A 17553-nucleotide genomic window follows, 5' to 3' on the forward strand; every position below is an offset into this window, starting at 1 on the left:
TTTTCGGGGCAAAATATAGCAAAAGTGTGCAAGGTGAGTGATGCGCAAAAACTTGTTTTTGCATATCCGAGCCGCAGCCACGGACGCCGAAGGCGTCAATATTTATGCCAAAGGGGGAGGGGGTGCGCCAGTATGATTCCTGTTTAGCACTTTTGATGCGTTTGGGTGCTCTATGTTGGACCTTGGTCGGGGGTTGTATTTTTTTGAACATTTGTGTATATTTAGAAGAGGAGATTGATTATGTCCTACGATGTTCTGGAAAAAGAACTCCGGCTATTGCCGGAATCCTATCTTGAAGATGTATCCAAATACATCCAGTTTTTGCTTTTCCAGTATGAGCAGGAACGTATGGCTCCGCTTGCGGAATCTGAAGAGGAATTCCGGACTAAAATGAGAATGGGTCTGGATGATGTGAAAGAAGGTCGTTATACCTCGTTGCAAGAGGCTTTCGCGGACATTAAGCATAGCCACGCGTAATGGAATACAAGATCTTAGTAACTGAACGGGCAAAGTCCGACCTTGCTGGAATATACTCCTATATTTCTACAGAATTGCAGTCTGTCAGGACGGCGGACGATGTGATTGATTCTTTGCAGCGTGCGATGAGTGGTTTGTCTATTATGCCTAGTAGATATCACCGCTATATGGAAGAGCCTTGGTATTCTGAGGGTGTGCGTTATTTTTCAGTCCGCAATTTTTCAGTATTTTATACCGTGGATGAAAACTCGCGAAGTGTTTTCATTGTCCATGTGGTTTATTCTAAAAGAAATCTGCCGCAGGTTCTGTCGAAATAATATTTACATAAAATGTAAAGCGAGTTTCTTTGATTTACATAAAATGTAAATATTCAAATTTTTGAATTTGCTTAAATTTTCTCAAAATCGCTGATTTTGACCAACTTTAACAATTTTTGTAAAGTTGGCACATTTTTTGCATTAAAGGCACGGTTTAAAATAAAGAGAATCGAACTATGTCTTTAAGTTTTTCAAAATGGACCGGGTTGGGCAACGATTTCGTGCTTTATGAACCGGGTCAGACGCCGGAATATGGCGCTGCTTTTACAGAACGTGTCATTAAGCTTTGCGATCGCCGCTTTGGCATCGGTGCCGATGGCGTGGTCATCGTGACTCCGATGGATAAGGATGGTTGCTTGGTGCTTGACGGTATCAGCGATGGTCCTGTTGCAAAGGCAATGGCAAACGGCGTGGATTTCGAAATGCGCATCTTTAACGCCGATGGCTCCGAGGCCGCCATGTGCGGTAACGCCACTCGTTGCGTGGCAAAGTACATTCGCAGCCGTGGTCTTGCAAAAGATGCCAATACTAAAGTGTTTAATTTGCACACCAAGAGTGGCCTGGTAAAGCCTGCCCTTTTGGACGATGGCCGCGTGTGCGTGGACATGGGCCTTCCGAGAAACTTCTTGGGCTCCATCAAGCTCACGGCCGACAGCTTCGACTTTACAGCCGAAACGGTTTCCATGGGAAATCCGCATGCAGTAATCTTTGTGGATGACATTGAAAAGATTCAGCTTGAAAAGTGGGGAAGCATCTTGGAAGTAGATTCTCAGTTCCCCGATCGTTGCAACATTGAATTTGCGCAGGTAATTCCTGCGACTGGTTCCACGCCCACCCAAATCCGCATGCGGGTTTGGGAACGGGGTTGCGGAGTCACCATGGCCTGCGGTACCGGCAGCTGCGCAACCCTCGTTGCGGCCCAGCGCACTGGCCGCGTGGGCGTCGAAGCCGACATCGTATTGGATGGCGGCGTTTTGCATATCAAGCACGAAGAAGGCGGCCCGGTCCTCATGACCGGCCCTGCGGAGGAAGTCTTCAGGGGGACGATCGACTAAAAAAAGATTGCTTCGCCTTTGGCTCGCAATGACGTTTAACTTAAAGAAAACAAATAAATTATGAACGAATCCTATATAAATTCCAACTACGACCGCCTTCCTGGCTCTTACCTTTTCTCTACCATCGCCCGTAAAATCAAGGAATACCAGGGCGAACACGCCGATGCAGACATTATCCGCCTGGGTATCGGTGACGTGACCACGCCGCTCATTCCCGAAGTTATCAAGGCCATGCACAAGGCTGTGGACGAAATGGCTGTGAAGGACACCTTCCGCGGCTACGGCCCCGAACAGGGCTACGACTTTTTGCGCGAAGCAATCGTCCGTGGGGAATACACCGCCCGCGGCATCGAAATGGACCCGGGCGACATCTTCGTGAGCGATGGTTCCAAGTGCGATGTGGCTAATATCCAGGAACTCTTTTCAGAAAATGTAAAGATTGCCATCCCGGACCCTGTTTATCCGGTCTATTTGGACTCCAACGTGATGGCTGGCCGTACCGGAACCCTTCAGGCCGATGGTCATTTCTCTGAAGTCACTTACCTGGCTTCTACCGCCGAAAACAATTTCCAGCCGGATTTGCCCAAGAATCCGGTGCAGCTGATCTACCTTTGCAGTCCGAACAACCCCACGGGTACGGTTCTTAGTCGCGAAACTTTGCAGAAATTCGTGAATTATGCCAACGAAACGGGTTCTTTGATTCTGTTTGATGGTGCCTACAACTGCTATATTCAGGACGAATCGCTCCCGCACTCTATTTTCGAGATTCCGGGTGCCCGCACTTGCGCCATTGAATTCCGCAGCTTCAGTAAGACGGCCGGCTTTACGGGCGTGCGTTGCGCCTACACGGTGATCCCGCACGAACTTTCCAAGCTCCATGCCATGTGGAACCGTCGCCAGTGCACCAAGTTCAACGGCGTGAACTACGTGACCCAGCGAGCTGCCGAAGCCATTTATACCCCCCAGGGCTGGAAAGAAACCACGGAAGTCATCAAGGGCTATATGGATACCGCCAAGCTCATCCGCAAGGAACTGACGGCTGCCGGTTACACGGTCTTTGGTGGCGAACACGCTCCCTATATTTGGTGGAAGCTCCCCGAAGGTGAAAAATCCTTCGATTTCTTCGACAGGCTCCTTGCCACTTGCCAGGTGGTGGGTACCCCGGGTAGCGGCTTTGGCCCCTGCGGCGAAGGATATTTCCGCTTGACCGCCTTTGGTGACCACGAACGCACTAAAGTTGCACTGCAGAGAATCAAGGAAAAACTGTAGGAATTACTATCTTATGACCATGCCCTCTCCAATAGGTCCAGAAATTTCTGTCATCCAGAAGATTAGCGTCGCGATTATTCACGAACGCAATGTGGAGAAATTGCTGGAAAACGTACTCGGCATCTTGGAAGCTGAACTTGGAATGCTGCGCGGTACTTTCGCGCTCCTGTTCGGTGATACTCTTAAAATCGAAGCTTCCCGCGGTCTTGATGAATCTGAAAAACAGCGCGGCTCTTACCGCATGGGCGAAGGCATTACGGGCCATGTGGCTGAACGCGGCATTAGCCATGTGATTCCTGACCTGCGCAAGGATTCCCGCTTCTTGAACCGCACGGGTAGCCGTCATTACGAAACCCAGGTGGCCTTTATTTGCGTGCCGCTGATTCATGACGGCGAAGTAATCGGTACCTTGTCCATTGACCGCCCGGTCGATGGCTCTACGGATTTGGATCGCGACGTTGCCCTGCTTGAAATTATCGCGAACATTACGGGTGATGCCGCCAACGAATGCATCGAGTTGCACAACGAGCGTGAAACCATGCTCGAAGAAAACCGCAGGCTTCGCGATATGCTTTCGAACAATCCCGGCGACCTGGTGGGTAACTGCCGCGAAATGCAGATGATTTACGAACAGGTGCGCCAGGTGGCCCCCAGCGATGCTACGGTCTTGATTCGTGGCGGTAGCGGTACGGGTAAGGAAATGATTGCCCGTGCGATTGTGAATTTGTCTGCAAGAAAGGATAAGCCGTTCATTACGCTGAACTGCGCCGCCCTCCCGGAAAACTTGGTGGAAAGCGAATTGTTCGGTCACGAGAAGGGCGCCTTTACGGGTGCGGTGAATCGCCGCGTTGGCCGTGCAGAGGCTGCTGACGGTGGTACGCTTTTCTTGGATGAAATTGGCGACCTTACCATGCAGACTCAGGTGAAGCTTTTGCGCTTCTTGCAGGAACGCACCTTTAGCCGCGTGGGCAGTAACGAAGAATTGCATTCCGACGTGCGCTTCTTGGCTGCTACGAGCCGCAATTTGGAAGAGTTGATTTCTCAGGGTAAGTTCCGCGAAGACTTGTTCTACCGCTTGAACATTTTCCCGATTACCATGCCCGATTTGGCAAAGCGCAAGTCCGACATTATCTTGCTGGCAGAGCACTTCATCGAAAAGATGAACCTGCGCTACAACAAGAAGGTGGCACGCCTTTCGACGACCGCCATCAACTTGCTCATGAGCTACCACTGGCCGGGTAACGTGCGTGAACTGGAAAACTGCATCGAACGTGCAGTGCTTACCGCCACGGACGACTGCGTTCACAGTTACAACTTGCCGCCTTCGCTGCAGACAAGCCTGAGCGTGGGCTCGGTGGATGTTTCTGGTGCAAAGATTGCCCCGCTGGATGTAATGATGAACAATTACGAGCGAGAAATCATTACCGAGGCTATCAAGCGCAATAACGGTAACCTTTCTGCCGCGGGCCGCGACTTGGGTGTGTCTCCGCGCATGATGAATTACCGCATGAACAAGCTTGGAATCAAGTCCAACCATTGACTGCGCCCGAACTAATCTATATTTAGGTTATGTTTGGATTTTACCGATTCGCATCTGTCGCCCCGACCTTGAAGGTCGCCGATACCGCCAATAACACGGCTGAAATTATCCGCTGTGCCACCGAGGCTGTCAAGAACGAGGCAGCCTTTGTGGTGTTCCCGGAACTTTGCATTACGGGTTATACCTGTAGCGACTTGTTCCATCAGGAGCTGTTGCTCAAGAAGAGCGTGGAATCGCTCCAGAAGATTGCAGGGGCTTTTGCAGATAGCGATGCGGTGATTGCGGTGGGTTTGCCGCTCCGTATGTTCGGTTGCCTTTATAACTGCGCCGCCTTTGTGCAGCGCGGAAAGCTTGTGGCCGTGACGCCCAAGATCCATTTGCCGAACCAGCGCGAATTCTACGAGAAGCGCCATTTCTCCAGCGGTCGCGATTTGTTGCGTGGTGCGTTGAACGGGGCTGCGCCGGTTTGCCCGGTGGAAGGCTTTGGCGATGTGCCGGTGACGAACTTCTTTACGGTGAAGGGCAACGGCTCTGAAATCCGTGTGGGCGTTGAACTTTGCGAAGACTTGTGGACGGCGGTGCCGCCCAGCGGTGAACTTGCTTTGGCCGGTGCGAACGTGATTTTGAACCTGTCGGCAAGCGATGCCTTGGTGGGCAAGTGCGATTACCGCCGTAACCTGGTGCTTAATCAGTCGGCACGCTGCATGGCGGCTTATGTGTACGCTTCTGCGGGCGTTCATGAATCTACTACCGACATGGTGTTCAGCGGTCATTTGATGATTGCCGAGAACGGTAGCATGATTGCTGAAAATAAGCAGTTCAATCGCGAATCCGAAATTATTTACGCCGATGTGGACGTGGATCGCCTGAATATGCAGCGCCTGAGCGAAGGCTCTTTCCAAGACTTTGACAGCCGCAGCTTCTATGCGCGGGCGGCGAGTTTCGATGGCCTGCGTTCCATCGATTCGTTGAAGTACCGCTTTGTTTGCCCCACGCCCTTTGTGCCGGGCAATATCGAAACTCGCGACAAGTCCAGCACGGAAATTTTCAGCATCCAGTGCGCTGGACTTGCGAAGCGACTCGAAGCGTCGCATTCTGCCCGCGCCGTCATCGGTCTTAGCGGCGGCCTGGATTCTACGCTGGCGCTGCTTGTGGTTGCAGAAACCTTCAAGCTGCTGAAACGCCCGGCCACTGAAATTTTGGCTCTTACCATGCCGGGCTTTGGCACTACCAAGCGCACCAAGAATAATGCGGTGACGCTGGCGGAACTCTTGGGCGTGGAACTGCGTACCGTTGACATTCAGAAGGCTTGCATGCAGCACTTTGCAGATATCGGTCACAATCCCGAGACTCTCAACGTGACTTACGAAAACGTGCAGGCCCGCGAACGCACCCAGATTCTCATGGATATTGCCAACAGCGAAGGCGGAATCGTCATCGGTACCGGAGACCTTTCTGAAATTGCTCTCGGCTGGAGCACTTATAATGCCGACCATATGTCCATGTATGCGGTGAACTGCGATATTCCGAAAACGCTGGTGCGCCACATCGTGGATTGGTATGCCGATAATTCTGGCGCAGAACTGAAGGCCGTGCTCAAGGATATCTTGGATACGCCGGTGTCGCCGGAACTGTTGCCTGCCGATGCGAACGGACAGATTGCCCAGAAGACCGAAAGCATCTTGGGCGCCTACGAGATTCACGACTTCTACCTGTACCATTTTGCCAAGTACGGCGCCGCTCCTGAAAAGCTGCTGTTCCTTGCGAAGTATGCCTTTGCGGGCAAGTTCAGCGACGATGAGTTGAAGAAGGCTTTGACCGTATTCGTCCGCAGGTTCTTTACGCAGCAGTTCAAGCGCAGCTGTATTCCTGACGGCCCGAAGGTGGGTACGATTTCGCTGTCGCCCCGTGCCGATTGGCGCATGCCCAGTGATTCAAGCTTCAGCGATTGGCTCTAGTAGCCGTAACCTTTGAAAAAAAAACTCCAGCTTGCGGCTGGAGTTTTTTTGTGTAATTAGAGATCCCAGTTAGGAATTTTTGTGTAGGTGATGGGGACTAGGTAGAAGACTTGCTCCTTGAATTTGACGTAACGGGCGCCAGTGTTCTCTAGCTTCAGATCGAAGGTGTGGTTGTAGATTGTGCATGTGCATTTGCTTGCGCTGGTGATGTCATAGTAGTCCAGGAACAAGGTGTCGTTGACCACTTTCTGGGAGACCTTTGCCGTGATGTCGCAATAATCTTCCACAAAATTCATCTGCAAGACAGCCCTGCCGTTTTCGTAGACGGTCAAGTCGGCTTGCGGGAGTCCGTCAACGGAAGATTTTTCAGTAGCGATCTTTTCCATGCAGGCTCCGCGGCTCAGTCCGTATTGTTCCAGCTGGTTGATTGGATTTGTCCTTATATAGTCTTCGGCCATGATGATGCGTAATTTATTGCCCGTATTCAATTGGTCATCCATGACAAGCACTTTGGCGTTAGCGATGGACGGATCTGCCTTGACCTTGAATGTGAGTCGTGATGGGCAGACACAATCCGTGGCTTTGGGCGAGGTGGTCTGTTTCACCTTCGGCTTTAAATAGAGCGTGTCGTCGACAGCCGTGATATCGATGCTCGAGGTAATCGGGAGTTCGATGGGGCCGGTAAATCCATTGATGAATTCGCAGGACGCCTGCACTCGTTCAAGAATCAAGGTGGCAGAATCGGAATCGACTTTCATGTAGGCAACCGGGGGAACGGCACCATCTACTTCGGGGTCGTAAAAATCGTTGTTCAGGCAAACGCCGGAAACACTACTGGCGGTCAATGTGGAGCTTGAAGCGGTTTCCAGTGTGAAGGTATCTTCGTTGTTGAATACCAACGTCTTTGCCTTTGAGAATCGCTGCGAGTCCTCAATCTTGAAGGAAATACGCGTCGGGCAGATGCAATTAGCCATTCCGTGGGGATAATTGACTTCCGAATGGACATAGAGTGTATCGCCGGATTCAAAAAGATCGGGTGTCTCGAAGACGGCTCCGCAGTTGGTGGTGATTTCGTCGGTGATGATAGTCTGGGAACCGTCATCGCCGATAATCCTTGTGGCGGAAGGCAGTCTGCTCAAGTTTGTTTCGGTCTCGTAAAGCTCCAGTTTGTCGCTTTGACATTCGGCCTTGAATTCCGTAGGCTTGTAAGACTTCCCGGTCGATGAAGAGGAGCCCGATTGCTCGCTGGAAGATAGCGCCTCGGACGAAGAGGATGCGTTGGTCTCTTCGCTGGACGAGGAATTTTCAATCTTCCCGTTGCTAGAGGACGACTTTTCTTCGACAGAAGAAGAACTGTCTTCTCCCTGAACCGTCGGATCCGGGCTTGTGGATGACGATTCGTCGCCGCAAGCGGTGAACGCCACGGAAAGGGCGGCGGCCAGCGATGCGGCTGTGATGGTTTTAAGAACTTTTGACTGATTCATATTTATTCTCCTTGTTAATTATCCACCTTTTTTATTTTTTCTTTCACAGACATTTTGTCTTTATGATCGAATATCGCAAAGTTAAAGTCAGAGTATTCCTTGTCCAGCGTGAAGGATATCATCGCCGTGCAGGTGCAGTCGTAAGAGAATTCCTGGCTTTGGGGAATGTCCACGTACAGCGTGTCTTCACTTAAAGCGGTGACGATTCCTCTAGAATTAACGAACTCTACAAATGATTCCAGCATGTCGGTTTCGCAGGGAATGTTCATGTGTACATCTAGTGTTACATTTACCGAGTCTCCTTCAATCCATTTGTATGCATTAGGGATATTGACGGGTTGGAGGTATGAGCCGTCTTCTTTACTAAAGCCAATGTATTCGATGTCGAAATTCCTGGACTCGATGACGGATTCCTCAATGCTCGAAGAAGAGCTGGTGATTGGGGTGTCTGGATAAATGTCGCTGTCGGAACTTGATTCAGCCTTGATATCGGGATCCACATCGGAGCGGTTGGTGTCATGCGATGAGCTGCTGCTTTCGTCAATCGAGGAACTGCTGGCGATGGCGAGGGTATTGGGGTCGATGGTACCGCCGGCCACGTCGTTGCTGGAACAGGCAATCATTGCAATCAACGAAAAACAACCGATAAAGAGTGAAAACTTCTTAAGCATGGTGCGGTTCCTTTATTTTTTCGGTGACCGGGAAAAATTGAAAATTGATTCTGCAAACTTGATCCGAGTTCTTGTACGCATTGGCGATGGCGAGAACCTTTTTGCAACAGTCGTCCAGTTCTTTTGCAATGATGTCTTTTGCCTCTTGGCACACGCTGAGCGTGACTCCGGTAAAGTGGCGCTCGTTGGCGGAGTAACGGTCTACGGCGCGGGCGGCCATGTTTGCCATTTCCTTATGCATGGCGCGAATGGCGATGGGCAAGGCTTCCTTGGAACCGATGACGGTCTGCTCCGTCTGGGAATAAACCTTGTCGCCGTCTTTTTTGAGGAACCCGGCCTTCACCAGGAATGCCAATATGTCGCGGACTTCTTCGGCGGACACGTATTCTTTGCATTCGTCGGCCATGTCCCGTGGGTTGGCGCCGGGCATCATGGGGGCCAGTTCCCTGAGGACCGGGTACTTCCAGGATTCATAATACTGGAAGGCGTCTCCGTCGACTACGCGGATTTTGTGCTCCAACGCAATCTTTTGCATTTCCAGCAGGGCGGCCTTCTTGACGGAATCTTTATCAGCGTTACAGAAGGTGACCAGCTCGCGGAAATAGTCTGCTTCGAAATCGGCAAGGCCCATGGCCTTGGCCACGTCTGCGATTTTGGGGCGACTCAAATTGCTCTGACCCATGCACACCAGCTTTAAAAAGTTCGGCGAAGAAAAGCCGGCGCTCTTGCAGAACTCTCTCCACGTGAACGCTCCGAGACGCTTGCGTTCGTCGTAATAGTCCTGCATAAAGAGGTGGTAGTCTTTGTATTCAAGTACCGATTTCATACTAAAGAATATATCTTAATTTTAACCGTGAGTCAAATATTTAATTATACAAAAATAAAGAAAATTGAATAAAATTAAAGAAATTTTGCTTTAAAATTAAAGAAAATTTCGTGAATTATACAAAGCGTATAATATGGCGAAAAAGCCTATCATGGAACGCTTTTTCACGGGATAAAAAAGATCCCCGGTCGGAGCCGGGGATGACAATAATGAATGGATTGCTTCGGGCCGAAAGGCCCTCGCAATGACGTAAAATTAGTCGAACAGTTCCGGGTCGGATTCGTCGGAGCCTTCGTCGTCACTGGAGCCGTCGTCGAAGCTGTCGGGCGGTGTAATGCGGGTGGCGCGTTTCACCTTCTTGGCGGTGAACTTGCTGCCCAAGGCCTTGTAGCCCTTGACTTCTGCCACTTCGGTGAGGTCCAGTTCTTCCTTCTGGACTTCGCGACCTACCTGGTATTCCATGAGTTCGCGGGCGTCTTCGGTGGCGAAGAATTCAATCATCTGGGTATCCTTGTGGTCAGATACCAGGCTGAATTCCGTCGTCATGGGGCAGCCTTCCAAGTTGAAGCGCTTGACCATGTAGTTGAAGTTTCCGCCTTCGAAGTAGAGAATCGTAAAGACCTGTTCCGGATCGAACTTGTGAACGTACTTGATGCCGGTACCCACGAGAATCGGGTCTGCCATGTCGTGCACGCGAGCCGTACCGTTTTCCTTGACAATCAGGATCTTGTCCTTTTCGCCGAATTCGCCGATGCGGTCGCCCTTCTTCTGGGTGCTGATAATGCCGGCGAGGGCGTCAAAGTAAAGTACGCGGGCGCCCAAGGTGCTCACGCCCTTGCGGACGCGCTTGATGCTCTTGACCGGATACTTGGTCACAATGTTACCCATGGCGCCGCGGCCCTTCACGTCAATGGAGCTGAAGTCCACTTCGAAGTTGAGCTTGGTGCGCGGGCGGGGCTTCAGCGTGACTTCCACGACTTCGGCTTCGCCGTTCAGGTTGCTGGACATGTACAGAATCTTGCTGCCCGGCTTGCCCTTACCCATGAAGTAATCCTTGTCGCGGGTAACGCCGCCGACATTGAAACGCTTGATGTAGTAAGCGCCGTCCTTGCCGTCCTGGTGAATCACGTTATAAATATGGCGGTCGTCGTCCTTCTTGAACTTTTCCACGAGCAAGATGTTCTTGCCCACAAAGTCCTTGTCGCTGACCTTAACGACCTTGAAGCTGCCGTCGGCCTTGAACACGATCAAGTCATCGTATTCGGACACGTCGAAGAGGTATTCTTCCTTCTTCATGCCGGTGCCGAGGAAGCCTTCCTTGCGGTTCACGTAAAGCTTCTGGTTGGCGAGAGCCACGTGCACGGCTTCCACCTTGCCGAATTCCGCAATCTGGGTGCGGCGTTCCTTGCCTTCGCCGTACTTCTTGAGAATGTTCTTGAAGTGCTCGATGGTGTAGTCGGTAATGTGTTCCTGGTTGTACTTGCAGGTGGCAATGCTTTCTTCCAATTCCTTCAGGAGCTGGTCGGCCTTTTCGCGGTCGTAATGGCTGATGCGGCGGATCGGAATTTCAATGAGCTTGGCGATTTCTTCGTCCGTAATTTCCTTGCGGTGCAGGCGCTTGATGTAAGGCATAAGGCCTTCGCGCACGAACTTGATGATCTGTTCGCGGTCCTTGGCCTTCTTGATGACTTCGTAGACTTCCTTCTCGATAAAGATCTTTTCGAGGGTGGTCATGTGCCACTTGTCTTCCAAGTGCTTGAGCTCGTTGGCCAGTTCCCATTCCAGGAGCTTGACCGTGTGCTCCGTGTTCATGCGCAGAATGTCGGAGACGCCCAGGAATTTCGGGTGCTTGTCCACGATGACGCAAGTGCACGGGGAAATGGACTTTTCGCAATCGGTAAAGGTGTAGAGGGCGTCGATAGCGACCTGCGGATCGGTACCCGGCTGCAGGTGCACGAGGATTTCCACTTCTTTACTGGTGTTGTCGTCCACGTGCTTAATCTTGATTTTGCCCTTGTCGTTGGCCTTCACGATGCTTTCGATAAGGCTAACGGTGGTGGTGCCGTAGGGGATTTCGCGGATGGCGAGGGTCTTGTTGTCGACCTTTTCGATCTTGGCGCGTACGCGGACCTTGCCGCCACGCTGACCGTCGTTGTAGTCGCTCACGTCGATAATGCCGCCGGTAAAGAAATCCGGATACAGCGTAAATTTCTTGCCCTTGAGAATGGCGATGCTGGCTTCGCAGAGTTCGCGGAAGTTGTGGGGGAGGATCGAGGTGGAAAGACCCACGGCAATGCCATCCACACCTTGGGCGAGGAGCAGCGGGAACTTGACCGGGAGGGTCACCGGTTCCTGGCTACGGCCGTCGTAACTCGGGATCCATTCAGTAGTTTCGGGATTGAACACCACGTCCACAGCGAACGGGGTGAGGCGGCCTTCGATATAACGGGGGGCGGCAGCGCGGTCGCCCGTGAAGGGGTTGCCCCAGTTACCCTGGGTGTCAATCAGCAAGTTCTTTTGACCGAGGCCCACGAGGGCATCGCCAATGGAGGCGTCACCGTGGGGGTGGTAGGCCATGGTTCGACCGACGATGGTGGCCACCTTCTGGTAGCGGCCGTCGTGGTTTTCAAAAAGGGAGTGCAAAATGCGGCGCTGTACCGGTTTAAGTCCGTCCTCGTAGTAAGGAACGGCGCGGTCCAGAATCACATAGCTGGCGTAGTCCAAAAACCATCCGTCATAGAGTTTTTCAAGATGGCTTACGTTCGAAAGTCCAAGGGTCGAATCTTTAATTTCTTCGCTCATATTCAGTTAAATACTTTAAAAATCGTGAAATTCAACTAACGGCATACAATATAAAAAAAAGTAGTGTCAAAAAATTGACACTACTGCACAAAGGGGCAAAGATGGCCGATTAGAAGCTGAAGATGGCTTCAACGCCGAAGTTGAGGTTCAAGTCTTCGCCGTAATCAACCGTAGAAACGTAAGAACTGTGGAAGTCCTTTTCCCAGTCGTCGCCCATGGGGAGAATAGCCATGATGAATCCCGTTACTTCGAGACCGTCGACCGGGGTAAAGTAAGAACGCAGACCGAAGTTCAAGGAACCGAGGTCGGTATTCACGTCAAGAGAGTTCGTGTGCAATTCGCCAACTGCGCCAAGGGCGATTGCGTCGCAGAACTTGATGATGCCTTCACCGTAACCGAACATGTATTCAGGAATTTCGGGGGTGTGAATCGTTGCATCGTCTTTGCTTTCTTCAATTTTGGCGTAGAAGAATCCGCCCTTGACTGTCACGTTAGCAACCTTGAAGGAGGGCTCTGCCAAGAAGGCGTGAGTGATTTCAGGACTGCTCTTGGAGATGTCGTCTTTATGCAAACCATAGACGGCGTGAATGGCGATGGGGCCGAATTCAAGGGCGGCGTCCAAACCGGTGTGGAATTCGTTTTGTTCGCCATGCTGCCAGTTCTGGTAATGAACGAACGGACGCAGTGTCTGACCGGCGAATTCAAGCTGGTAGGCACCGTGAATGTCGTAGCTTCTGCAGACATCCTGAGGTTGTACCGGTTCTCCGGTTGAATAGTAATACTGACGGCTGCAGGCGAAGTCCATAGAGTTCCTGGTCAAACCGATGGCGAGTTGCAGACCGTAGAGGTCGAGCTCGATACCGCGGACATCGTGTTCGGCCATGCCGGCGGCGTTGTAGGCCGGATCATCATAGCCATAGTAGTTGAATGCACCTTCTGCATAGGTCAAGTCACCAAATTTGATGGCGAAATTTTCGTTCTTCTGGTATTGTACGAATGCACCGTTGTAATAAACGCTGGGCGAGGAACCGTCGCCATCGGCTTCGATTTCGACCTGGGCAGACCAGTTTTCGTTAAAGTTTACCTGGAAATCGAGGTCAAAGGTAGACTGGAAATGATGATAGAGGTCCTGTTCACTGTCGTTCCTCCAGTCGGCGTAGGTATCGAATTCTGCCTGGCCGGAAACCTTGAATTCCTTGGCCTTCTTGGCTTCGGGTTCGGCGTCGGCCTTGGTGATGTTCAGGCGTTCTGTCAAAGGAATGGAGGTCGGTTCCTGCTTGGCTTCTTCCTTCTTTTCTTCTACCTTGGGTTCTTCGACCTTGGCAACTTCTTCTTTCTTTTCTTCTGCCTTAGGTTCTTCGGCGACCTTGGCTTCTTCGGCCTTCGGGGCTACAGCGGCGTCGGCGGCCGGAGCGGCGGCCGGCTGTGCTTCTTCTGCCTTGGCGGGAGCTTCGGCAGCGGGCTGGGCGGCGGGGGGAGTTGCAGGTTCTGCGGCCGGTTCAGCTACGGCGGCAGGTTGTTCGGCAGGCTGAGCTGCAGGGGCTGCGGCCGGTGCTGCTTGGGCAAAGGCGCTGGCGGCGGCGAGGCCGAGCACGATCGCAGATAGCTTCATGGATTTCATTTGTTTCTCCTTTTCTGGATGTTTTATTTACATAATTTAACAAAGTAAACGCTTTTTGACAAAATAAACGAAAAAAAGTGCCTTTTGGGGGCACTTTTTATAAATATTCCGAAAATTTGTTATTAGTTCCGGGAAGAAATCTCGTTGAGGGCTTCTTCCATGTATTCGCCGAATAGCTTGGATAGGGTTTCTGCCGTGGTTCGAGGTTCCCGGTTATCCATGCTCTTCTTCTGGTCGAAGGTCTTTTCCCAAAGTGCCTCGTCGCTTTCGGTTTTGCGGAAGGTCAGCTGGATGGCCAGGCGGGCGTATTGGGAACTACCTTCGTCGATTTCTTCGATGGCGATGATGTTTCCCAGAAGTTCATAGTCGGGCTTGCCGTTGGTCTTGGTCTCGACACTCTTGAAAATGCCGGCCCTGGTCAGGTATTCGCCTGCCACCTGGGCAAGCATGTGTTCGGGACGGCTGGCCCAGAGGTCCAGATCGTAGAACATGAAGTCGTAGGCCGATTCACGGTAAACGATATTGGTGCGCTGGTAGGCCGGCTCGATGGTGAACTTGCGTACCTGCAGGCGCTTGTCCTTGAAGCTGCTTGCCGAAGGGTTCTGGATATTTTCGATGGCGATGGTATAGTAACGGGTCGGTTCCGTGGTGCCGCCGCCAAGGCATGCCGTAAGGGCAAAAGACAGTGCTAAAGTAAACAATAAAATCGTTGTTCTCTTAAACATATTATTTCCTCCGGCTCTTGTTTTCGGAGCGGATGAGCGCCGACGGGTTGTTCTTGATCTTCTGCGAGAATTCTTCAAGGTTTTCAAGTACGGCGTTGAGTTCCATAATGGCTTCGCCCACCTGGTCCTGGTTCTTGTAGATGACTTGGTCAAGTCTCTGGGTCAGTTGCTTGATGGATTCCATGGCCTGGGTCAAGTTTTCGTTCATGGCCTTCGTGTCGATGGCTTCTAGCTTTTCCTTGAGCACGTCCATGTTTTCACCGGCCTTGGCCGCAATCTTGGCCTCTTCGATTTCTGCCAGCACGTTCTTCATGGAGGTGGCGGCGTTAGAGATGTTGTCGATGGGCTTGTTCAGGTTCTGGGTCAGCTTGTTTAAGTTGTTTGTAGCGTTTTCGAAATTCTTGAGGGAATTGCTGATGCTGTTGGCGTTTTCTTCGGAGAAGACGCGGTTCAGGTTGGTCATGAGGGAATCCACGTGACCGATGATGTCCGTAGCCTTGTTGGCGATGGCGTCGAAGGCCGTCTTTTCGGCAGGCACGAATCCGCCCTCTTGCACGTCGGGTTCGTCAAAGCGTCCGCCCGAAAGAACAATCTGCTTTTCGCCGGTGAGCGAAATGCCGTGGGTCATGCCGGCGCGGGTGCCGATCTTGATGGGAGTGCCTTTGTTAACGCGAAAACGAACAATCACCTGGTTCAGGTTCGAGGAATCGATTTCTATCCCGGTCACATTGCCCACGTCAATGCCGTTCAGCTTGACCTGTGCATCGTTGTAAAGGCCGATGACCGATTCGCTGAATACCGTGTAATAGTTGTCGTATTCCTTGTTCAAAAAACGCGAAAGCACATAGCCCAAGAATACGCAAATCATTACCCCGCAAAGGAGCATGAATGCGCCTATCTTGATACGTTCGGCTCGTGTGGTTTCCATATTTTCTCCAGATCAATCAATAAAGTCGAATTGGTAATATTCTTTGTTGACTTCTTCTTTAGGGCATTGCCTGTTGAAGAAGTGTTTCAAACTGGGGTCTTCGCTCTCCAGGCCCTGCTTCAGCGTGCCGTCCATCAGCACGTATCCGTCTTTAAGGTAGATAAAGCGGTCGCAGACAATCTTGATGCTTTCCAGTTCGTGGCTCACAATGACCATCGAGACTCCGAGCGTGTCACGGAGCTCCAGCAATAGCTCGTCCAGGGAACGGGCGGTCACCGGGTCAAGGCCTGTCGAAGGTTCGTCGCAGAACAGCAGTTCCGGCTTCAGGGCGATGGCGCGGGCCAAGGCTGCGCGGCGCTTCATGCCGCCCGAAAGTTCCGAGGGGTACTTGTGGAAGGCGTGCAGCAGGTGGACTTTTTCCAGTCGGTCCGCAACGATAGCTTCCATCTGGCTCTTGGGCATGTAGGGCATGCTGCGGATCAGCGGGAGCATGGCGTTTTCGGCGACGGTCAAGTCCGAAAGGAGGGCGCCGTTCTGGAAGAGCACTCCCGTACGGAGGCGGGTCTCGAAATCCAGCCCCTCCTTGGCGCTGAATTGCTTTCCGAAGAAGGTGATGGTTCCGCTTTCGGATTTGTAAAGCTTCAGGATGTTGTTCATCAGGGTGGACTTTCCGCAGCCCGAACTTCCGAGAATCATGCGGATTTCGCCCTTTTTGACATCGAACGAAATATCGTTCAATACGGTCTTTCCGTCGTAACCGGCCTTCAGGTGATCTACTTTGAGTGTAATGTCGTCCATTGTTGCTCCTAGTAGAATGCGAAACTGAACGCGCAGTCCGCGACGATGATGGCCGAAATCGAAATCACGACGCTAGAGGTAGTGGCAAGGCCCACAGCCTCGGCACCGCCTTCGGCGTTTAAGCCCTTGTTGCAAGAAATCAGCGTTACCAGCCAACCGAATGCGATAGACTTTACGGTGCTCTTCAAGAAAAGAATGGGAGGAATGCCGTCGCGGATAGACTGGAAATAGTTCGCAAAGGAAATGTCAAAGAAGAAGTAGCCAATCAGGAATCCGGCAAGGCAACCGGCGATACCGGCGCAGAAGGAGAGGATGGGCGTGCAGATGGTCATGGCGATAAAGCGGGGAACCACCAGGTACTGTACCGGGGAAATCGCCATGGTCTTGATGGCCTTGATTTCTTCGCAGACCGACATGTTCGCAATTTCTGCGGCGATGGAGCTTCCCGAACGCCCCGCCAGAATAATGGTCGTCAAAAGGGGGCTGATTTCGGCGAAAATCAGGTAGCCCAGGCCCGAGGCCAGGTAAGTGCCACCGCCCACGGCCTTGAGCATAAAGGAACTCTGGAGGGCCATGGTAAAGCAGATGAGGGCCACCATCAGGAAGCAGATTCCGGTAGCTTCGGTACCGAGCATAAAGACTTGCTTGGCCGTACCGCCAAATTTGCTGCGTCCCTTGTCGAAGGGGCCGCAAATCATCCAGTAAATGCACATGTTCAAAAGGATGAACACTTCTGCAACTTCTTTTGCGACGACGATGGTCTTTGCGCCGATGGCTTCAAGGAAGTTGCTGTAGCCGTGCTGTATCTTGGGCGGTATTTTTTCTTTTTTCAGGGCCCTGAGCTGGGCCTTAATTTCTTCGTTAAAATGGGCGAGGGTGAGCTTGTTTCCCGTTTTTTCGCTTAAATCGGCCAAAAGAGCGAAAAATGCGTCTCCGCTGTAGTCCATTCGTTCGAGGGAAGAACCGTCCAGGCAAAGGGGCCCGTTCCTGAGCGCGCGCCGACATTCCCGCAGCAGTTCTCTGCTGCCTGTAGCCGTAAGGGCGGCGGGGAGTGTGATTGTTCTTCCTTCCATGTTGGGGTC

At 51.9% G+C, this 17553-nt stretch carries 15 protein-coding genes; 6 read left to right on the plus strand and 9 right to left on the minus strand.

Annotated features, from left to right (window positions below; translation table 11 throughout):
• Positions 1 to 240 precede the first annotated feature (240 nt).
• The 6 genes from ACJMNB_RS12725 to ACJMNB_RS12750 all read left to right on the plus strand — a co-directional run bounded on the left by ACJMNB_RS12725 (position 241) and on the right by ACJMNB_RS12750 (position 6616).
• The gene (locus ACJMNB_RS12725; protein WP_405343065.1) at positions 241 to 477 is read left to right on the plus strand and encodes a hypothetical protein; all 237 of its coding nucleotides are present in this window, start codon (positions 241 to 243) and stop codon (positions 475 to 477) included.
• A complete protein-coding gene (locus ACJMNB_RS12730; RefSeq protein WP_405343067.1) occupies positions 477 to 794 on the plus strand; it encodes a type II toxin-antitoxin system RelE/ParE family toxin in 318 nt (105 codons plus the stop codon). The genes ACJMNB_RS12725 and ACJMNB_RS12730 overlap by 1 nt, the downstream gene beginning before the upstream one ends.
• A 176-nt stretch (positions 795 to 970) precedes the next feature.
• Positions 971 to 1849 carry a diaminopimelate epimerase gene (gene dapF, locus ACJMNB_RS12735; protein WP_405343069.1) on the plus strand — a complete coding sequence of 293 codons (879 nt, stop codon included), beginning with the start codon at positions 971 to 973 and terminating at the stop codon, positions 1847 to 1849.
• 60 nt (positions 1850 to 1909) lie between these two features.
• Complete coding sequence (locus ACJMNB_RS12740; protein WP_405343071.1) at positions 1910 to 3118, plus strand: LL-diaminopimelate aminotransferase; 1209 nt, start codon at positions 1910 to 1912, stop codon at positions 3116 to 3118.
• Positions 3119 to 3137: 19 nt separating this feature from the next.
• Entirely contained in the window at positions 3138 to 4658 is a 1521-nt protein-coding gene (locus ACJMNB_RS12745; RefSeq protein WP_405343073.1) for a sigma 54-interacting transcriptional regulator, read from the plus strand.
• Between the two features lie 29 nt (positions 4659 to 4687).
• The gene (locus ACJMNB_RS12750) at positions 4688 to 6616 is read left to right on the plus strand and encodes an NAD(+) synthase (RefSeq protein WP_405343075.1); all 1929 of its coding nucleotides are present in this window, start codon (positions 4688 to 4690) and stop codon (positions 6614 to 6616) included.
• A 56-nt stretch (positions 6617 to 6672) separates the two neighbouring features.
• Here ACJMNB_RS12750 and ACJMNB_RS12755 read toward each other — a convergent pair whose 3' ends face one another.
• The 9 genes from ACJMNB_RS12755 to ACJMNB_RS12795 form a co-directional block, all read right to left on the minus strand.
• Positions 6673 to 8100, minus strand: coding sequence for a hypothetical protein (locus tag ACJMNB_RS12755; protein WP_405343077.1), 1428 nt, complete (start codon positions 8098 to 8100; stop codon positions 6673 to 6675).
• A gap of 14 nt (positions 8101 to 8114) precedes the next feature.
• A complete protein-coding gene (locus ACJMNB_RS12760; RefSeq protein WP_405343079.1) occupies positions 8115 to 8771 on the minus strand; it encodes a hypothetical protein in 657 nt (218 codons plus the stop codon).
• Positions 8764 to 9597 carry a TIGR02147 family protein gene (locus tag ACJMNB_RS12765; protein ID WP_405343081.1) on the minus strand — a complete coding sequence of 278 codons (834 nt, stop codon included), beginning with the start codon at positions 9595 to 9597 and terminating at the stop codon, positions 8764 to 8766. Before ACJMNB_RS12765 ends, ACJMNB_RS12760 begins: the two co-directional genes overlap by 8 nt.
• 255 nt (positions 9598 to 9852) lie before the next feature.
• A complete protein-coding gene (locus ACJMNB_RS12770) occupies positions 9853 to 12399 on the minus strand; it encodes a DNA gyrase/topoisomerase IV subunit A (RefSeq protein ID WP_405343083.1) in 2547 nt (848 codons plus the stop codon).
• A gap of 109 nt (positions 12400 to 12508) precedes the next feature.
• Positions 12509 to 14020 carry a hypothetical protein gene (locus ACJMNB_RS12775; protein WP_405343085.1) on the minus strand — a complete coding sequence of 504 codons (1512 nt, stop codon included), beginning with the start codon at positions 14018 to 14020 and terminating at the stop codon, positions 12509 to 12511.
• A gap of 122 nt (positions 14021 to 14142) precedes the next feature.
• Positions 14143 to 14745 (minus strand): ABC-type transport auxiliary lipoprotein family protein, encoded by a 603-nt coding sequence (locus tag ACJMNB_RS12780; RefSeq protein WP_405343087.1) that lies wholly within the window; start codon positions 14743 to 14745, stop codon positions 14143 to 14145.
• Between the two features lies 1 nt (position 14746).
• Entirely contained in the window at positions 14747 to 15673 is a 927-nt protein-coding gene (locus ACJMNB_RS12785) for an MlaD family protein (protein WP_405343089.1), read from the minus strand.
• 12 nt (positions 15674 to 15685) lie between these two features.
• Positions 15686 to 16471, minus strand: coding sequence for an ABC transporter ATP-binding protein (locus tag ACJMNB_RS12790; protein ID WP_405343091.1), 786 nt, complete (start codon positions 16469 to 16471; stop codon positions 15686 to 15688).
• 8 nt (positions 16472 to 16479) lie between these two features.
• Positions 16480 to 17544, minus strand: coding sequence for an ABC transporter permease (locus tag ACJMNB_RS12795; protein WP_405343093.1), 1065 nt, complete (start codon positions 17542 to 17544; stop codon positions 16480 to 16482).
• Between the last annotated feature and the right edge of the window lie 9 nt (positions 17545 to 17553).

The organism is Fibrobacter sp., assembly GCF_045131395.1.
Lineage (GTDB): Bacteria > Fibrobacterota > Fibrobacteria > Fibrobacterales > Fibrobacteraceae > Fibrobacter.

Coding starts and splice junctions, on each gene's coding strand:
- ACJMNB_RS12745 (WP_405343073.1), top strand. CDS start 3,138: ATGCCCTCTCCAATAGGTCCAGAAATTTCTGTCATCCAGAAGATTAGC.
- ACJMNB_RS12755 (WP_405343077.1), bottom strand. CDS start 8,100: ATGAATCAGTCAAAAGTTCTTAAAACCATCACAGCCGCATCGCTGGCC.
- ACJMNB_RS12795 (WP_405343093.1), bottom strand. CDS start 17,544: ATGGAAGGAAGAACAATCACACTCCCCGCCGCCCTTACGGCTACAGGC.
- ACJMNB_RS12750 (WP_405343075.1), top strand. CDS start 4,688: ATGTTTGGATTTTACCGATTCGCATCTGTCGCCCCGACCTTGAAGGTC.
- ACJMNB_RS12740 (WP_405343071.1), top strand. CDS start 1,910: ATGAACGAATCCTATATAAATTCCAACTACGACCGCCTTCCTGGCTCT.
- dapF (WP_405343069.1), top strand. CDS start 971: ATGTCTTTAAGTTTTTCAAAATGGACCGGGTTGGGCAACGATTTCGTG.
- ACJMNB_RS12780 (WP_405343087.1), bottom strand. CDS start 14,745: ATGTTTAAGAGAACAACGATTTTATTGTTTACTTTAGCACTGTCTTTT.
- ACJMNB_RS12770 (WP_405343083.1), bottom strand. CDS start 12,399: ATGAGCGAAGAAATTAAAGATTCGACCCTTGGACTTTCGAACGTAAGC.
- ACJMNB_RS12730 (WP_405343067.1), top strand. CDS start 477: ATGGAATACAAGATCTTAGTAACTGAACGGGCAAAGTCCGACCTTGCT.
- ACJMNB_RS12775 (WP_405343085.1), bottom strand. CDS start 14,020: ATGAAATCCATGAAGCTATCTGCGATCGTGCTCGGCCTCGCCGCCGCC.
- ACJMNB_RS12785 (WP_405343089.1), bottom strand. CDS start 15,673: ATGGAAACCACACGAGCCGAACGTATCAAGATAGGCGCATTCATGCTC.
- ACJMNB_RS12725 (WP_405343065.1), top strand. CDS start 241: ATGTCCTACGATGTTCTGGAAAAAGAACTCCGGCTATTGCCGGAATCC.
- ACJMNB_RS12790 (WP_405343091.1), bottom strand. CDS start 16,471: ATGGACGACATTACACTCAAAGTAGATCACCTGAAGGCCGGTTACGAC.
- ACJMNB_RS12765 (WP_405343081.1), bottom strand. CDS start 9,597: ATGAAATCGGTACTTGAATACAAAGACTACCACCTCTTTATGCAGGAC.
- ACJMNB_RS12760 (WP_405343079.1), bottom strand. CDS start 8,771: ATGCTTAAGAAGTTTTCACTCTTTATCGGTTGTTTTTCGTTGATTGCA.